Annotated in this window: 9 protein-coding genes and 1 pseudogene; 7 read left to right on the top strand and 3 right to left on the bottom strand. The window is 39.9% G+C overall.

Annotated elements, in window-relative coordinates:
- The first annotated feature begins 20 nt into the window (after positions 1 to 20).
- Positions 21 to 1,916, top strand: a complete 1,896-nt coding sequence (locus AACX33_RS11690; RefSeq protein ID WP_194000228.1) for a DUF3370 family protein — start codon at positions 21 to 23, stop codon at positions 1,914 to 1,916.
- A gap of 82 nt (positions 1,917 to 1,998) precedes the next feature.
- On the opposite strand, the pseudogene tnpA reads toward AACX33_RS11690, so the two are convergent.
- Positions 1,999 to 2,268, bottom strand: a pseudogene (tnpA, locus tag AACX33_RS11685) (IS200/IS605 family transposase); the annotation flags it as partial.
- A 93-nt stretch (positions 2,269 to 2,361) separates the two neighbouring features.
- Here tnpA and AACX33_RS11680 point away from each other — a divergent pair.
- A complete protein-coding gene (locus AACX33_RS11680; RefSeq protein ID WP_194000226.1) occupies positions 2,362 to 3,489 on the top strand; it encodes an RNA-guided endonuclease InsQ/TnpB family protein in 1,128 nt (375 codons plus the stop codon).
- 101 nt (positions 3,490 to 3,590) lie between these two features.
- Entirely contained in the window at positions 3,591 to 4,343 is a 753-nt protein-coding gene (locus tag AACX33_RS11675) for an SAM-dependent methyltransferase (RefSeq protein WP_194000224.1), read from the top strand.
- 295 nt (positions 4,344 to 4,638) lie between these two features.
- Here AACX33_RS11675 and AACX33_RS11670 read toward each other — a convergent pair whose 3' ends face one another.
- Positions 4,639 to 6,594: an alpha-amylase family glycosyl hydrolase gene (locus AACX33_RS11670; protein WP_194000222.1), complete on the bottom strand. Its 1,956-nt coding sequence runs from the start codon at positions 6,592 to 6,594 to the stop codon at positions 4,639 to 4,641.
- Positions 6,595 to 7,033: 439 nt separating this feature from the next.
- On the opposite strand from AACX33_RS11670, the gene AACX33_RS11665 reads away from it, so the two are divergent.
- A complete protein-coding gene (locus AACX33_RS11665) occupies positions 7,034 to 7,504 on the top strand; it encodes a DNA phosphorothioation-associated protein 4 (RefSeq protein WP_194000220.1) in 471 nt (156 codons plus the stop codon).
- A 26-nt stretch (positions 7,505 to 7,530) separates the two neighbouring features.
- Positions 7,531 to 8,472 carry an HNH endonuclease gene (locus AACX33_RS11660; RefSeq protein WP_194000218.1) on the top strand — a complete coding sequence of 314 codons (942 nt, stop codon included), beginning with the start codon at positions 7,531 to 7,533 and terminating at the stop codon, positions 8,470 to 8,472.
- Here AACX33_RS11660 and AACX33_RS11655 read toward each other — a convergent pair whose 3' ends face one another.
- Positions 8,473 to 10,071, bottom strand: a complete 1,599-nt coding sequence (locus AACX33_RS11655; RefSeq protein ID WP_194000216.1) for a DGQHR domain-containing protein — start codon at positions 10,069 to 10,071, stop codon at positions 8,473 to 8,475. It lies immediately after the preceding gene.
- Between the two features lie 183 nt (positions 10,072 to 10,254).
- On the opposite strand from AACX33_RS11655, the gene dndC reads away from it, so the two are divergent.
- On the top strand, positions 10,255 to 11,856 hold the full coding sequence (gene dndC, locus AACX33_RS11650; protein ID WP_194000213.1) for a DNA phosphorothioation system sulfurtransferase DndC: 1,602 nt from the start codon (positions 10,255 to 10,257) through the stop codon (positions 11,854 to 11,856).
- Between the two features lie 110 nt (positions 11,857 to 11,966).
- Complete coding sequence (dndD, locus tag AACX33_RS11645; protein WP_194000211.1) at positions 11,967 to 13,955, top strand: DNA sulfur modification protein DndD; 1,989 nt, start codon at positions 11,967 to 11,969, stop codon at positions 13,953 to 13,955.
- Positions 13,956 to 13,961: the final 6 nt, after the last annotated feature.

Below are 13,961 nucleotides of genomic sequence, written 5' to 3'. Positions count from 1 at the left end.
CGCCTTTGCGTGAGACAATCATGAATAAATATACCCTAGCAACACTCACCTTTCTCCTAACCTTATCCCACACCCGCACCCTCGCTTTCTTTGACACCCAAAACCACTGGGGAAAAGATTGTCTTCAACAATTAGGAGAACGCAAACTAATTACAGGATACCCCGACGGAAGTTTTCGCCCCAATGCAACCGTCACCCGCGCGGAAGCAGCTGTATTAATGTTAAATGCTTTCCCCGACGCACCAATACAGCGCCCAGCCATTACATTTAAAGATGTACCTACTAACTATTGGGCAAATCAAGCCATTGCGAGGGCTTATCAAAAAGGGTTTTTTGCTGGTTATCCAGGGGGAATTTTTCAACCAAATCAAGCAATTCCCAGGGTGCAAATTATCGGTGTGCTAGCTGGTGCGAAAAATTATAACTCTGTATCTAATCCAGCGCAAACATTACAACAGTACTTTGATGATGCGGCGCAAATTCCTAACTATGCCCAAAATGCGATCGCTCAAGGGGCAATTAATAGTATTATTGTTAATTATCCTAACATTAAACAGCTAAAACCACTGCAAAGTGCTACCAGAGGGGAAGTTGCAGCTTTAATGTGTCGGGCGTTAAATATCTACAGTGTTCCCCCAGAATATATTGCGGGAATAGAAGTAGATCCTCAAGAGGTGCGCCTTTTACCAGGACAACTCAATCTTATTCCCACTTTTAACAGTAATAGCCCGGAATTGGTGACAACTGACGGCATTTTGCTATCAACTTTTCCCCCAGAAGGCAAACAAGCACCAGAAGCACATTTAAACTATTCTTTTCAAGGCAGATTTGATGTCTTCGCCCATCATATCGTCAGGGCAGAAACATCAGCCCAAAGCCGCACGGTTTACCAAGGTATTATTGTCCATAATCCTGGAAATCAACCGGTAACATTGCAAGTATTACAAGCTGCTAGTTATCTTACCAGAGAATCACCGTTTATTACTCTGCCGGATATGGTAGATAATCCCCAAGGTACAGTTTACGCTGGCCCTGGTAGTCGCACCATGAATGATGTCTTGCGGGGTGTCAGACAAGCTAATTTCCCGGAAAGATTGGTAATAGAACCAGGGAAAAGCCAAATATTAGCCAATTTAGAAATTCCTGTGCGATCGCCATCTTCTAGTGGTCGCAGTACGATGATTAGATTGGAGAGCGATCGCCCGCTTTATATGGCAAAATTATCTCAGAGTAGTAATACTCCGCCCAGTTTAGCCCAGTGGCAAAGACTTCTGGATACTGGCAGTTTAGCAGGAAAGCGCGATGCTATTCCTACACCTCTCGATCCTCCCAGAGAACCCACAGTATTTAGTCGGGTGGCTGGTGTATCCCAAGGGACGCAATGGCTAGCCCAAATTACAGATAATTCTACTGTGCCTGATTTGACGATACCCCAGCGAGGACAGGCGTTTTCTTATCCTTTGGCGACTATACATTTAGTTACTCTCAGTACTGGGCAAATTCAGAGTGCGCCGATGTTGAAACGCTATGTAGATACGGCTTATTTTGCTCACAGTAATTATGGCATAGAATACAATCTCAGTTTGCCTTTACGTAATTCTAGCAATCAAACCCGGACTGTAACTGTATCTATTCAAACGCCTGTGAAGGATGAAGGGGGTAGTGATAGGTTACTGTTTTTACAGCCACGGGTGGAACAGGTATTTTTTCGGGGAACGGTGAGGGTGCGTTATCCAGATGATAATGGCGTGGAAAGAACGCGCTATGTGCATTTGGTACAACGACGGGGACAAACTGGTGAACCTTTGCTGAGGTTGGAAATGCAAGGGGGAGAGAGGCGACAAGTTCAGGTGGATTTTTTGTATCCTCCTGATGCTACTCCACCGCAGGTTTTGACTGTGAGGACACAGGGGTGAGTGTTTCACGCAGAGGCGCAGAGGCGCGGAGGGAAGAGGTAGAGTTGAGAGGGGTGGTTGTTTTTGAGGTGGGGTTATGATTGCGAGTCGACCGACCTTTAAACGCTTTCACTACTTGAGAGATTGAATGATGAGGGTCATACTCAACCAATAAATGAATATGATCAGGGGCAATTTCTAGGGCTTTGATAACCCATTTTTTATCATTAGCAACAGACTGAAGTATTTCAATACATCGCAGCTTTAATTTTTCATTATTAGTGAAAACCCTCTTACGCCTACATGGTATCCAGACCAGATGAACAGTAGCCAATCTAATTGCATGATTGTAGTGATTATATACAGTTTTCATGTGGTAACAGAGCAGTTTGACAAGCTCACTGTAACACTTGCCGAAGTGTAGACGAGTGTTAATTATCTACATAATTAATGGTAGCATGACCGCATGAAAACATTGAAGTTTAAACTGTACCAGCATAAAAGAAACAGATTCCTTAAGCGTATGATTAACGCGAGTGGGGTAATCTATAATCATTGCATTGCCTTGCATAAACGTTACTACCGGATGTGGGGCAAGCATTTAAGCTGTGCAAAACTTCAATCTCATATTGCCAAATTAAGAAAACGCAATTCTTTTTGGCAAACAGTAGGATCTCAAGCAGTTCAAGATATCTGTCAACGCATTGAGAAAGCTTACCAATTATTTTTTAAACATAATAAAAAAGGAGTTAGACCACCGGGATTCAAGAAGGTCAAAAAATATAAATCATTTACCCTTAAGCAAGCTGGTTATAAGTTTTTGGGTGGTAACAGGGTAAAAGTTGGTAGTCGTGTTTATCAATTCTGGAAGTCTAGAGAAATTGAGGGAACAGTCAAAACATTAACTATAAAGCGTACACCGTTGGGTGATTTGTTTATGGTTGTGGTTGTTGATGAAGGCAGTAAGCCAGAAGTTGAAATTAAGACGGTTAAAATCGCTGGTTTTGATTTTGGTTTGAAAACATTCCTCACTTGCTCTGACGGTACAACCATTGAGTCTCCCCAATTTTTTAAGCAGTCTTTAAGTGCTATCATAAAAGCCAGTAAACATCATTCTAAAAAGCTTAAAGGCTCATCTAATCGTGAACGAGCTAGAAAGAATTTAGTACGTAAGCATGAGGATATTTCTCATCGTAGACGCGACTGGTTTTGGAAGTTAGCAGATGATTTAACTAATAAGTTTGATCTTCTCTGTTTTGAGACTTTAAACCTCAAAGGAATGCAGCGACTTTGGGGTAGAAAAATATCAGACTTGGCTTTCGGTGAGTTTATACAAATCCTCGAATGGGTTGCTAAAAAGAAGAATAAATTGGTTGTGTTCATCGACCGATGGTATCCCAGTAGTAAGACTTGTTCCCACTGTGGACACGTTTTAGAAAGTCTTGATTTGTCTGTTAGGGAATGGCGCTGTCCTTCCTGTTCGTCAGTGAACGGGAGAGATGAGAACGCCTCCAGAGTAATTTGTGCAGTCGGGGCATCGACTGTCGTCGGGTTAGGTGATGTAAGCCGGGCTATGCCTGCAATTGCTGTTTGAGCCTAGAATCCCTCGAATAGAATTCGGGGGAGTATGTCAAGAGGATGTGCAATTTGTAGTATGAGTGGAGATGTAAACCTTCTTACAAAGTCATCATCACAATGGAAACACCATCAATTCCCAACACAGGCAGAATTCTAGATTATTGGCTGGGTGGTTCTCATCATTTTCTTGTTGATGTGGAAGCCGCCAAAGTCTTTGAACAGGTCTATCCCCAGTTCCCAAAAGTTTTTCGCACACTCAGAGATTATATTGGGCGTGCATCACGTTATATTGAATCGCAGGGAATTGACCAGTTTGTTGTCTTTGGTTCAGGTTTACCAACTTGTGATAATGTCCATGAAGCTGTGCCGCAAGCCAAGGTGTTGTACACGGACATTGACGCAGCTAATATTCAACTAGGTCAAGAATTACTAGCCAATAGCCCTAATGCTAACTATACATTCTGTGATGCAAAAAACCTGAATTCTCTTGATCAATCTGTGGTGACTGAAACTTTGGGAAGTTTGCAGCGTTTAGGGATAGTTTTTGTCGGTGTTTCCGCTTTTATTCCTGACGATATTTTAACTGAGATGCTGGATAAACTTTATGACTGGGTACCTGCTGGTAGTTTTCTGGCTTTAGATTTTGATGGTGAGGCTGGGTTGCAATATCCTCAATTGATAGAACTAATGGATTCGTTAGATGCACATTTATATATGCGGAATCCGGCAACGATTAAACCGCTACTGGGACGTTGGCAATTAAGTGAACATGGGATTTTGCCTGTTTCGGCATGGCAAGCTGAATTACCCATACAGCACAGGGAAATTACTGAACCAGTTTTTATGTATGGTTGCCTTGTTTACAAGTAGAGGGTGAGAAAAAAACCACAGAGGACAAGGAAAGAGAAAGGCGATCGCATCTAATATTTGGTTAAAATGGTAACAATATAGTTAAATAATATTGGGTGAGCCAGCACTGCAAGAAGGTTTCCCACTGTAGGTGACTGGCTAACCCGTAAGGACGGTCTTCCCTACGGGACGCTACGCGAAAAATTAGTGGCGAGTTCAATCTCCTACTAATTGTCTTGAATTTTGAATTGGAGCGACGCGACCTGACTAAGGCAAACCAATCCTGATGCGATAACCAAGGAGATATTGCCGCTTTTTATGTCTCTGTGAGCCAATAAAATTGATATCCTTGTAAAGTAATACGACTATCACATTGCTCTGGTTTCGTACCACTATATAAATCAACAAAATTACTATAAATATTGAAGCCCATAGTTCTAAGTGACTCCAAAGACAAGTCTTGCGGATTTGCATCAAAGTTAGCGATGACTAGCACTTTTTCTGATGGACGTTGATGATTGAAACGAACAAAACATAGCAAGTGTTCATTCTCTAGGTGTACCAATTCGCGGTTATTGAAATCAGCAAATGCAGAAATTTCTTTACGGATGGCAATCAATTTTTTAGTAGCATTAAATACTGTGTGTTCCAGTGTGCCTTGTTTTTTGCGTAAGTCGGCTTTTTCCCAATTAATTTTAGGGCGGTGTACCCAGCGATTGTCATTACTTTTGCTGAGGTCATCAATATAGCTGTAATCATTAAGTACAGCGATCGCATCGCCATTATAAATTAGAGGGATGCCGCCAAAAGATAGAATAATTGCGTGCATTAATAAAATTCTATTAATTGCCAGGGCAATCAAATCCTCATCAGCAGTTTCCAGCGCCGATTCTAATCCCACCAAAGAAGCTAGTGAACCACAAATCCGCGCATCTCCCGTAGCTTCATTAGGCATGAACACCATTCCCCTCGATGGGGAGTCATCAAACTGACCGGTTAAGTAATCAACTAAAAATTTTCTATGCGCTCTGGGTTCATAACCGGCTGAGTAAATATCACTATCGTCAAAACCCAAACCAATGTCATCATGACAACGCACATAGTTTAGCCAAGTAGCTCGTTCTAATTTATTAGGCAAACTTTTAATGCCTTGGTAAATTAGCTTAGTGTTTTTAGTGGCAATTCCATCCCACATTAATGCCATTAAAGTAGCATTATAAGCAATCTCACATTCTTTAGCAGCGATCGCATCCTCGCCGAAATACTTAATTACTTCCACAGGCGCAACAATCGCCTCAGCGATAAATAACACACCAGGCGCAGTCACTTGACAACAATCTTTCATTAACTGCAAAATTAAATGTGCATAGCGCTCGTTTTGGCAAGAACTACCGATCTTTTTCCATAGAAAAGCAACTGCATCCAGCCGGAGAATATCCACACCTTGATTTGCCCAAAACAGAATAATGTCGAGCATTTCAATAAAAACTTTGGGATTACTGTAATTTAAATCCCACTGGTAATTATGGAAAACCGTCATCACCCATTTTTCCATCTCAGCATCCCAAGTAAAATTACCCGGATCTGTTTCTGGGAAAACTTCTGGCATACTTTGCTCAAACATATCAGGGGTTTCTCGGTTTTCAAAGATATAATAGTAATCTTGAAAACTGCGATCGCCCATCTTCGCCTTTTGCGCCCATTCATGTTCGTCAGAAGTATGGTTAAGCACAATGTCCAGAATTAGTAAAATATCACGCTTTCTGAACTCCTGAGCAATTTTGCGAATATCTTCTAAACTACCAACGCGATCGTCAATTTGTCTAAAATCACTAATGGCATACCCCCCATCACTTTGACCATTAGGACACATCAAAATCGGCATAATATGTACCATATTGATGCCTAGCTCTTGAAAATAGCCGATTTTGTTTTCTAAATCTGCCAAGTTTTCGGCAAAACCGTTGGAATAAAGTGCCATCCCTACCCATTTTTGCGACAAAAACCAATTGTGGTCTTGCTCACGTTGAATATCTAACCGCTCCAATTCTGGAGAGCGATCAATATAGCCTTTGGCCATTGTTTCAACTAGCCGTAACATTTGCAGTTCAAAATCATCACGATGTCCGTACAGCGTAGAAAATAGCGAATGAATAGCGTAAAAGTTTGCCCCAAGGCGGGTATAAAAATGCCGCAAATCTTGCCGACGAATTTCCGGCTTTAAATCATCTAGTATTGAATTTAACAGTGAGTGAGAAATTTGTTCGTACATCTTATTTATCTTAAATTACCTAGCAGCTATATTTTGTTGTTTAAACTGAATACTAATACACTTTGGCAAAAAGTGACCCGATAGAGAAGTCCAAACCTGCAAGATGGTCTGAAAACTCTGATCTAGATATCAGTAATTTTGAAGTAATATTTACAACAAGCAGGGAGAAATCCTAGATGCGATCGCTTCGGATGAATTAATTTTCATTTCTGCGTAAAGCACCTGGTGTTTGCACTGTGTACATTATAAGATTGGTGGAAGTCCTACTTCCTTGGGTATGTGCTGATTTATGCTTAAAAAATGAGTAATGTATGGTTGCCTTGTTTAAGTAAGTGGGTGAGAGAAAAACACGGAGGCGCGGAGGAAACGGAGAGGAAATGGAAATAGGCGATCGCATCTAATATTCGGTTAAAATAGTCACAATATAGATATCATTATCATGGCTGCAAATAGAATCAGGGTTGCTAAAGATAAGGCTGAGTTGGTGAAACAGTTAGTAGCATCAAAAGACACAACTGGGCCTTTTCAAACTTATGTGGAAGTAATGGTATTTGCGGCGGCTTTAGGTGTGAAAAATAACAAGCGTGTTCTTCTAGGCGAATTTACAAAAAGAGAACCTTCGCCAATTCCACAAGAAAATTTTGCTTCTCTAGGACATGACCTCATTATCAAATTATTAGGAATAACTGAAACCAAAGATATACAAATACTGTCTTCTAGAGAAGAAGAGTATGAAGACAAACGTACCCAAATATTTGAAGAGTATGCTAACGGAGGGCTGGAAATTTTACAAAATGAATTACGAGGAGCCGTTGATTATTCAGAACGTCTTTTATTGGTTCTCATTTCCGAAAAAGATGCTCAAGAACAGTCAGACGAAGAATTTGATCTCAGTAAATTTTTAAGTTAAATTATTTATTTAAATAAAACTTTAAGATGAAAAATTTAGAATATTATCGTCAAAAATTTTCCCAATTAAATGTTAGCGTTAGCCGGAAGCTTGGTAATGCTTTATACAAACCTATATTACTTTTATCTGTAGTTGATTTAATTAGCAGAGGTATTATTAACGATAATAAAATTTATATTTCACACGAATTAATTAAAACATTTACAAATTACTGGAATGTTATAGGATCTGCGTATCACAAAGGTGGTTTACACTATCCTTTCTACCATCTAAAAAATGAAGAATTTTGGTACTTAGCGTTTACACCTAATTTTAATGGGTTGCGTCCAAAAACGACTAAAAAATTGAAAGAAGCTATTGAATATGCCTATTTAGATATTGAATTATTTAACTTCCTCCAAGATGAAACTTCCCGAAAATATTTAATTGATGCACTCGTGGTAGCCTTCTTTTCTGAGAATGAAAGTGATATAGAAGTTATTTTGAAAATCAATGAGACTTTTGATGACCAAACTGTAGAAATAGAAAAATTATTTCAATCTGATAATGCAGATTATGAGCCAAGATGGCAGTTAAAGCGAGCAGCGATTAGAAATGCTTTTTTCAGGAAAGCTATTGTATATGTTTATGATTCTAGGTGTGCTTTTTGTGGACTGAAAGTAACTAAAGCACTAAATCAAAATATTGTTGACGGCGCACATATTAAACCATTTTCCCAATTCTATGACAACAGAATCCATAACGGAATAGCATTGTGTAAAAATCATCATTGGGCATTTGACCGGGGTTGGTTTACCATAGATGACCAATACAAAATCATTGTGAGCGAAGATTTGGCAGAAGTTTCTCCCTACGCTAAACCTATGAAAGATTTTCATGGGGAAAAAATACTTCTACCAAATACAGAACAATACTTTCCAGAACTGGAAGCACTTCAATGGCATCGCCAAAATATATTTCAAGCCTAATTACAGCACTGGTGGAAGTCCTACTTGCTTGGGTTCAACAAAATTACCATCAAAACCGATGGTTTTATTTTCTGTCGTTCTCGCATCAGCCAAAGCCTTACGCAGTTCAGCACGTTCCATTTGATCCTGAACTCCACCCAGGATATAAATTAGTAACTTGGCTGCTAATTCGCGTCCAGAAACCTGCACTCGCTTTTTATTGGGGTCATACAAAACGCCATACCATAAAGACTGTGGATATTCCATACCACTCAAACCGCCTTGCTGGTCGAATTTTCGCAACTTCTTAAAAACATTTACTAGTGTAAAACCTTTTTGAAAAACCAAGATTCCCAAAGCTTGCGCTAAAGCCACTTGTGCAACAGGACGAAAAAGCAGATTTCCTTCCCCCCCATCCTTTTCAAAACTAAAGCGTCGCAAAGCTGGCGTGTCTTCTTCATCCAACAGCTTATAACTGGGAAGGCTGGCTAAATTATCAAATAGCTGACTAAATTCCGCAATTCCTTCCTCAAGTTCTTCATCCTCTGGACGCATGGGAATTAAGCCTTTTTCCAAAGGTTTCCAGTGAGGGAACTTTTGCCCCAAATATCGCTCACACATATCATGAAGAGCTTGCAGGGTGGTTAAAACAGTAGAATTAGATGCCACTGTCCCACTATTCCAATTAACACGAGGATTGCGCTCTTTTCGTTGTTCCAAAAGCGGATGAGTAACTGCAATTTTTCTCGCCACAATGGAAAACCCATCATCCTCATTTAGCTGTGCTAACTGACCTTTAGTCAATGGTGCAGCCATTAAGTTAACATGAACAAAGATAGACCTTACCCTTCGCCTAGCTTCGGTGCGAGTTTCCCCAGCCGCAACCGCACAGATAAATTCAATCCCAATTTTTTCTTTGGGTAAGCTTTGCAAGTAATCAAGGTCTACTTGGTACTGATCTCTCAAATCATCTAAGGTAATAAAGTTATCGTCAGCAGTTTTATCTTTTTTATAGCGCTGCAATTTGCGAGTTTTGATTAACTCCATCAACCCTTGTACACTCATGAGTCGATGCTGACCATCCAAGGCATAAATTGTCACATTATCTTCAGAAATATTCAGCAGACCAACTTTACCATCTTTATCTAAAGCGGTGAAATCAGTAGTAGATTTTAAGGCTATTCCCTGACTATCCCACTCAGCCGCTTTGGGATTATCCACCCAAGGTTGATTAATTACTACTAGCACAGGTGGGAATTTGTGACTTTTCCGCGCTGCTAAATACTGTACTAGGGGTGCTTGACGCGTCCAGTCAATGGGACGTTGCTGAATTTCATCAATGCTATCTGCGTCAATCTCGATGTTACGAGTTTCTGCATTGTACTTTTTTTCAAGTAAGGGTAAACCAGAGGCGAAATGAACACGACCAGCCAACCATTCCAAGGTAACAGAACCAACAAAAGCCTCAGTACCACCCATCTCGGTTTTTTGGACTAAAATCTGGTCTTTCTTCCCCATGAACTTCTCTAGCAGTAAGGCGAGTACCTGTTTATCCTTGTTTTCTCGTTCCAGATACTCTTGAGCGATGTCAGCAGTTTGATCTGATACATTCTTCTTCATATTAATTTTTAAAAACTAAATAGTGTTAGGATAGTCAAATTGTCTAAAAATTGAGTAAGAGTAGTAAGGTTTTTAAAAAAATTTTGCACCCACATAGGTAAATTTTGCCTGTATACCAGCTAATTCCATTCACTGGGATACTAAAAACCAAGTCACACCCATATTTAAAAATATAGAGAGATTATGACTACAGCACAACAACCAGAAAATAAAGTTCCGCAAACACGTACTGTAGCAGAGTTAGTGGACTATATCCAAGTTCTCACCACTGAAATACAAGAATTATATTGTTTAGACGAGATACCTTGGGTTATTGGTTATTCAGGTGGTAAGGACAGCACAGCGACCTTACAGCTTATCTGGAATGCAATACAGGAACTTCCAGCAGAAAAACGGATTAAACCAATTCATGTAATTACAACTGATACAGGTGTTGAGAATCCTTATGTTGCTACTTGGGTACGTAATTCATTAGAACAGATGAAAGTAGCGGCTCAAGAGCAAAAAATGCCCATAAAACCGCATTTATTGAAACCAGAGACTAAACAGAGTTACTGGGTAGGTTTGATGGGTAAAGGCTACCCAGCACCACGTCACAAATTCCGTTGGTGTACCGGAAGGTTGAAAATTGACCCTTCTAACCATTTCATTCGTGATGTTGTCCGGGCTAGCGGTGAAACAATTGTAGTCTTAGGAACTCGGAAAACCGAAAGTACTAATCGTGCTGCTATTATGGCCAAGCGTGAAATTGGTAGAGTCCGAGAGCGTCTTAGTCCTCATCCTAGTCTGGTTAACTCACTGCTTTATACTCCCATCGAAGATTGGCGTACTGATGAAGTTTGGCTGTATTTGATGCAATGGTCAAACCCTTGGGAATACAGCAACAAAGACTTATTTGCTATGTATCGAGGTGCAACAGCAGATAACGAATGTCCCTTAGTCGTTGATACTTCTACTCCTAGTTGTGGTAGCTCTCGTTTTGGATGCTGGGTCTGCACATTAGTTAATAGTGATAAGTCTATGCAAGCCATGATCCAAAATGACGAAGAGAAAGAATGGTTGCAACCTCTGATGGATATTCGTTTAGAAGAATTAAATATTGACCAAGACCGAAGTAAGCGAGACTTTCGCCGTATTTGGGGAGAAGTTCAACTATTTGAGCGTAACTTAGAAGGGGAAGTTTCTATTGAACCAATACCAGGACCCTACGTTAAATCTTGGCGAGAACATTTGTTAAGAAAGTTACTAGAAGCACAAACTAAAATCCGGCGTACAGCACCAGAAAATATGCGCGACATTAGGCTAATAAGTCCAGAAGAACTTAGCGAAATTCGCCGCATTTGGCTAGAAGAAAAGCATGAATTTGATGATAGTTTACCCCGGATTTATCAAGAAGTGACTGGTGAAGTTTTCCAAGACCCTCGTCCTGGTGCTGGCTATAGTCTACTGGGTAGCGATGAATGGGAAGTGCTAGAGGAAATTTGTGGCGATGATGCGATGCACTTAGAACTGATGTCTAAGCTGTTAGACACAGAACGCCAGTACAGGAAAAAAGGTCGTCGGGTGGGAATATATGAAAGTTTAGAGAAATGTTTTGTCACCAGTTCCCATTCGCCAGAAGAAGCGATTAAAAATGCTCATCTGAAACGCGATTTAAAAACAGCCATTGACCAAGGGGATGTGAAAAAGGTCAAGCAGTTGACTTTGGGCGACGCTGTGGATGAAGGTGACGACGCAATCGATCAACCGCCAAGTTGGGGAAGTATGAAGTTTAAAAAGAGTTAAGGAGAAATGAATATTGATTATAAAATACCGGGCGAATTCATTCGCTGGGTCTTCTGTATAATTCCACATTTTATTCGCCCGATATTCTTGACAAAACCGCACTAAGATAAATGATATTTCTCGAACTCGTATTACAAAACTTTGGACCTTACTGTGGTCGTCAAGTAATCAATCTTGACCCAAAAATTGATGAAGAAAATTCTTATCCCATTATTCTATTAGGTGGGATGAATGGTGGCGGTAAAACTACTCTGATGGATGCAATTCGCCTAGCATTATATGGTCATCGCGCCCAATGTTCCACTCGTGGAAACTTGAGTTATAACGATTTTCTCAACCAATGCGTTAATAGCCACAGTTCACCCACTGAAGATACTCGCATTGAATTGGTTTTTGAACATATTGAAAATGACCAACCAGTAAAATATAGAGTTGTCCGCCGTTGGACAAAAAACCCTAAAGATGGTAAAGACCACTTAGGAATTTTAGGTGAGGATGATACTTGGCCTTTAGAAGCTTTAGTTAATATTTGGGATGAGTATATAGAAAATCTCTTACCTTTAGGAATTTCTAATCTGTTTCTATTTGATGGTGAACAAGTTAAGGAACTCGCAGAACAAGAAACACCTCCATCGATTGTAGTTGATGCAATTCGCGGACTTTTAGGTTTAGAACTAGCTGAACGTTTAGGGGGTGATTTAGAAATCATCGTCAACCGCAAGCGCAAGGAAATTGCTGATACTCAAGACTTGGCTAATTTAGAAGAAATTGAACAAGAACTAAAGCTACAACAAGAGGAATATCAGGAAGTTGAAATTCAATTAAAGGAACTGAACCAGAATTTAGTAGCAGCAGAAAAAAAGCAGCAAGAAGCTGTGGATAATTTCATCTCTGAAGGTGGTAAAATTGCAGGCGATCGCACTTATTTAGAAAAACAAAAATCTCAACTAATTACGGAGTCAGAAAATACCCGTCAAGCCATGCGCGGATTAGCTGCTGACATTTTACCCTTAGCTTTAATTGAACCTTTGCTAAATGAAACTTATATCCAAGGACAAAAAGAATTTCGGACTCAACAAGCCAAGGTCGCATATAATTTATTATTAGAACGAAATCACCGCTTAATTGAATTAATTAAACAATTAACTATTGCTGATCAACAAGTAGAAAAAATTCAAGATTTTATTGACGAAGAAAATAATCTAATTAAGCAAGATACCACAGGGGAAGTTTGGCTATTATCTGATACGGAAACCCTGCATCATTTAGATAATATGATTCATCATTATTTACCCTATACCAAAAACGCTACTAAAAAGCAGCTAGAACTACACCAAAGTCAAGAAGAAGAAGTTATTACCCTAGAAAGACAAATTCAAACAGCCGCATCTCCAGAGGATTATCAAAGGTTGGTAGATGAATTGCAAGCAGCACAGAAAGAAGTGGCAGAAGTGCAAGCAGCTTGTGAAATAGCCAAGCGCGATTTAAACGAATTAGAAACTCAAATTCGGACTACTAAAAAAACCTTAGAAAAATATACAGAAACCAATATTGATCGCAAATATAACGAACATATTATTACGGCAACAGCTAAAGTTCAAGATACACTCAAACTTTTTCGGGAGAAACTGACTCTCCGCAAACTGAATAAACTAGAAGTTGAAGTTACAGAATGCTTCCGCTATCTGCTACACAAATCAGATTTAGTACATCGTGTCGCTATTCATACCGATAGCTTCAGCCTCTCCCTGTATGACTTTAATGGTAAACCAGTACCGAAACATCGACTTTCCGCCGGGGAAAAGCAACTTTTAGCGATCGCCTTTCTCTGGGGATTAGCGCGAGTCTCTGGACACCGCTTACCTGTAGCCATAGACACGCCTCTGGGGAGATTAGACTCATCCCACCGGGGAAACCTCGTAGAACGCTATTTTCCATCTGCTAGCCATCAAGTAATTTTATTATCTACTGATACTGAAATTGGTAAACACGAAGTAGAAACACTGAGAAATAATGAAGCGATCGCTCGTGAATATCTTCTCAAATACGACTCCTCAACTCGCCAAACTACAATCATAGAAAATAAATATTTTTGGTAATTCGTA

This window comes from Nodularia sp. LEGE 04288 (assembly GCF_963896525.1).
Classification (GTDB): domain Bacteria; phylum Cyanobacteriota; class Cyanobacteriia; order Cyanobacteriales; family Nostocaceae; genus Nodularia.
This window is presented reverse-complemented; position numbering and strand designations above follow the sequence as displayed.

Coding starts and splice junctions, on each gene's coding strand:
- AACX33_RS11655 (WP_194000216.1), bottom strand. CDS start 10,071: ATGAAGAAGAATGTATCAGATCAAACTGCTGACATCGCTCAAGAGTAT.
- dndC (WP_194000213.1), top strand. CDS start 10,255: ATGACTACAGCACAACAACCAGAAAATAAAGTTCCGCAAACACGTACT.
- AACX33_RS11660 (WP_194000218.1), top strand. CDS start 7,531: ATGAAAAATTTAGAATATTATCGTCAAAAATTTTCCCAATTAAATGTT.
- AACX33_RS11665 (WP_194000220.1), top strand. CDS start 7,034: ATGGCTGCAAATAGAATCAGGGTTGCTAAAGATAAGGCTGAGTTGGTG.
- AACX33_RS11670 (WP_194000222.1), bottom strand. CDS start 6,594: ATGTACGAACAAATTTCTCACTCACTGTTAAATTCAATACTAGATGAT.
- AACX33_RS11675 (WP_194000224.1), top strand. CDS start 3,591: ATGGAAACACCATCAATTCCCAACACAGGCAGAATTCTAGATTATTGG.
- AACX33_RS11680 (WP_194000226.1), top strand. CDS start 2,362: ATGAAAACATTGAAGTTTAAACTGTACCAGCATAAAAGAAACAGATTC.
- AACX33_RS11690 (WP_194000228.1), top strand. CDS start 21: ATGAATAAATATACCCTAGCAACACTCACCTTTCTCCTAACCTTATCC.
- dndD (WP_194000211.1), top strand. CDS start 11,967: ATGATATTTCTCGAACTCGTATTACAAAACTTTGGACCTTACTGTGGT.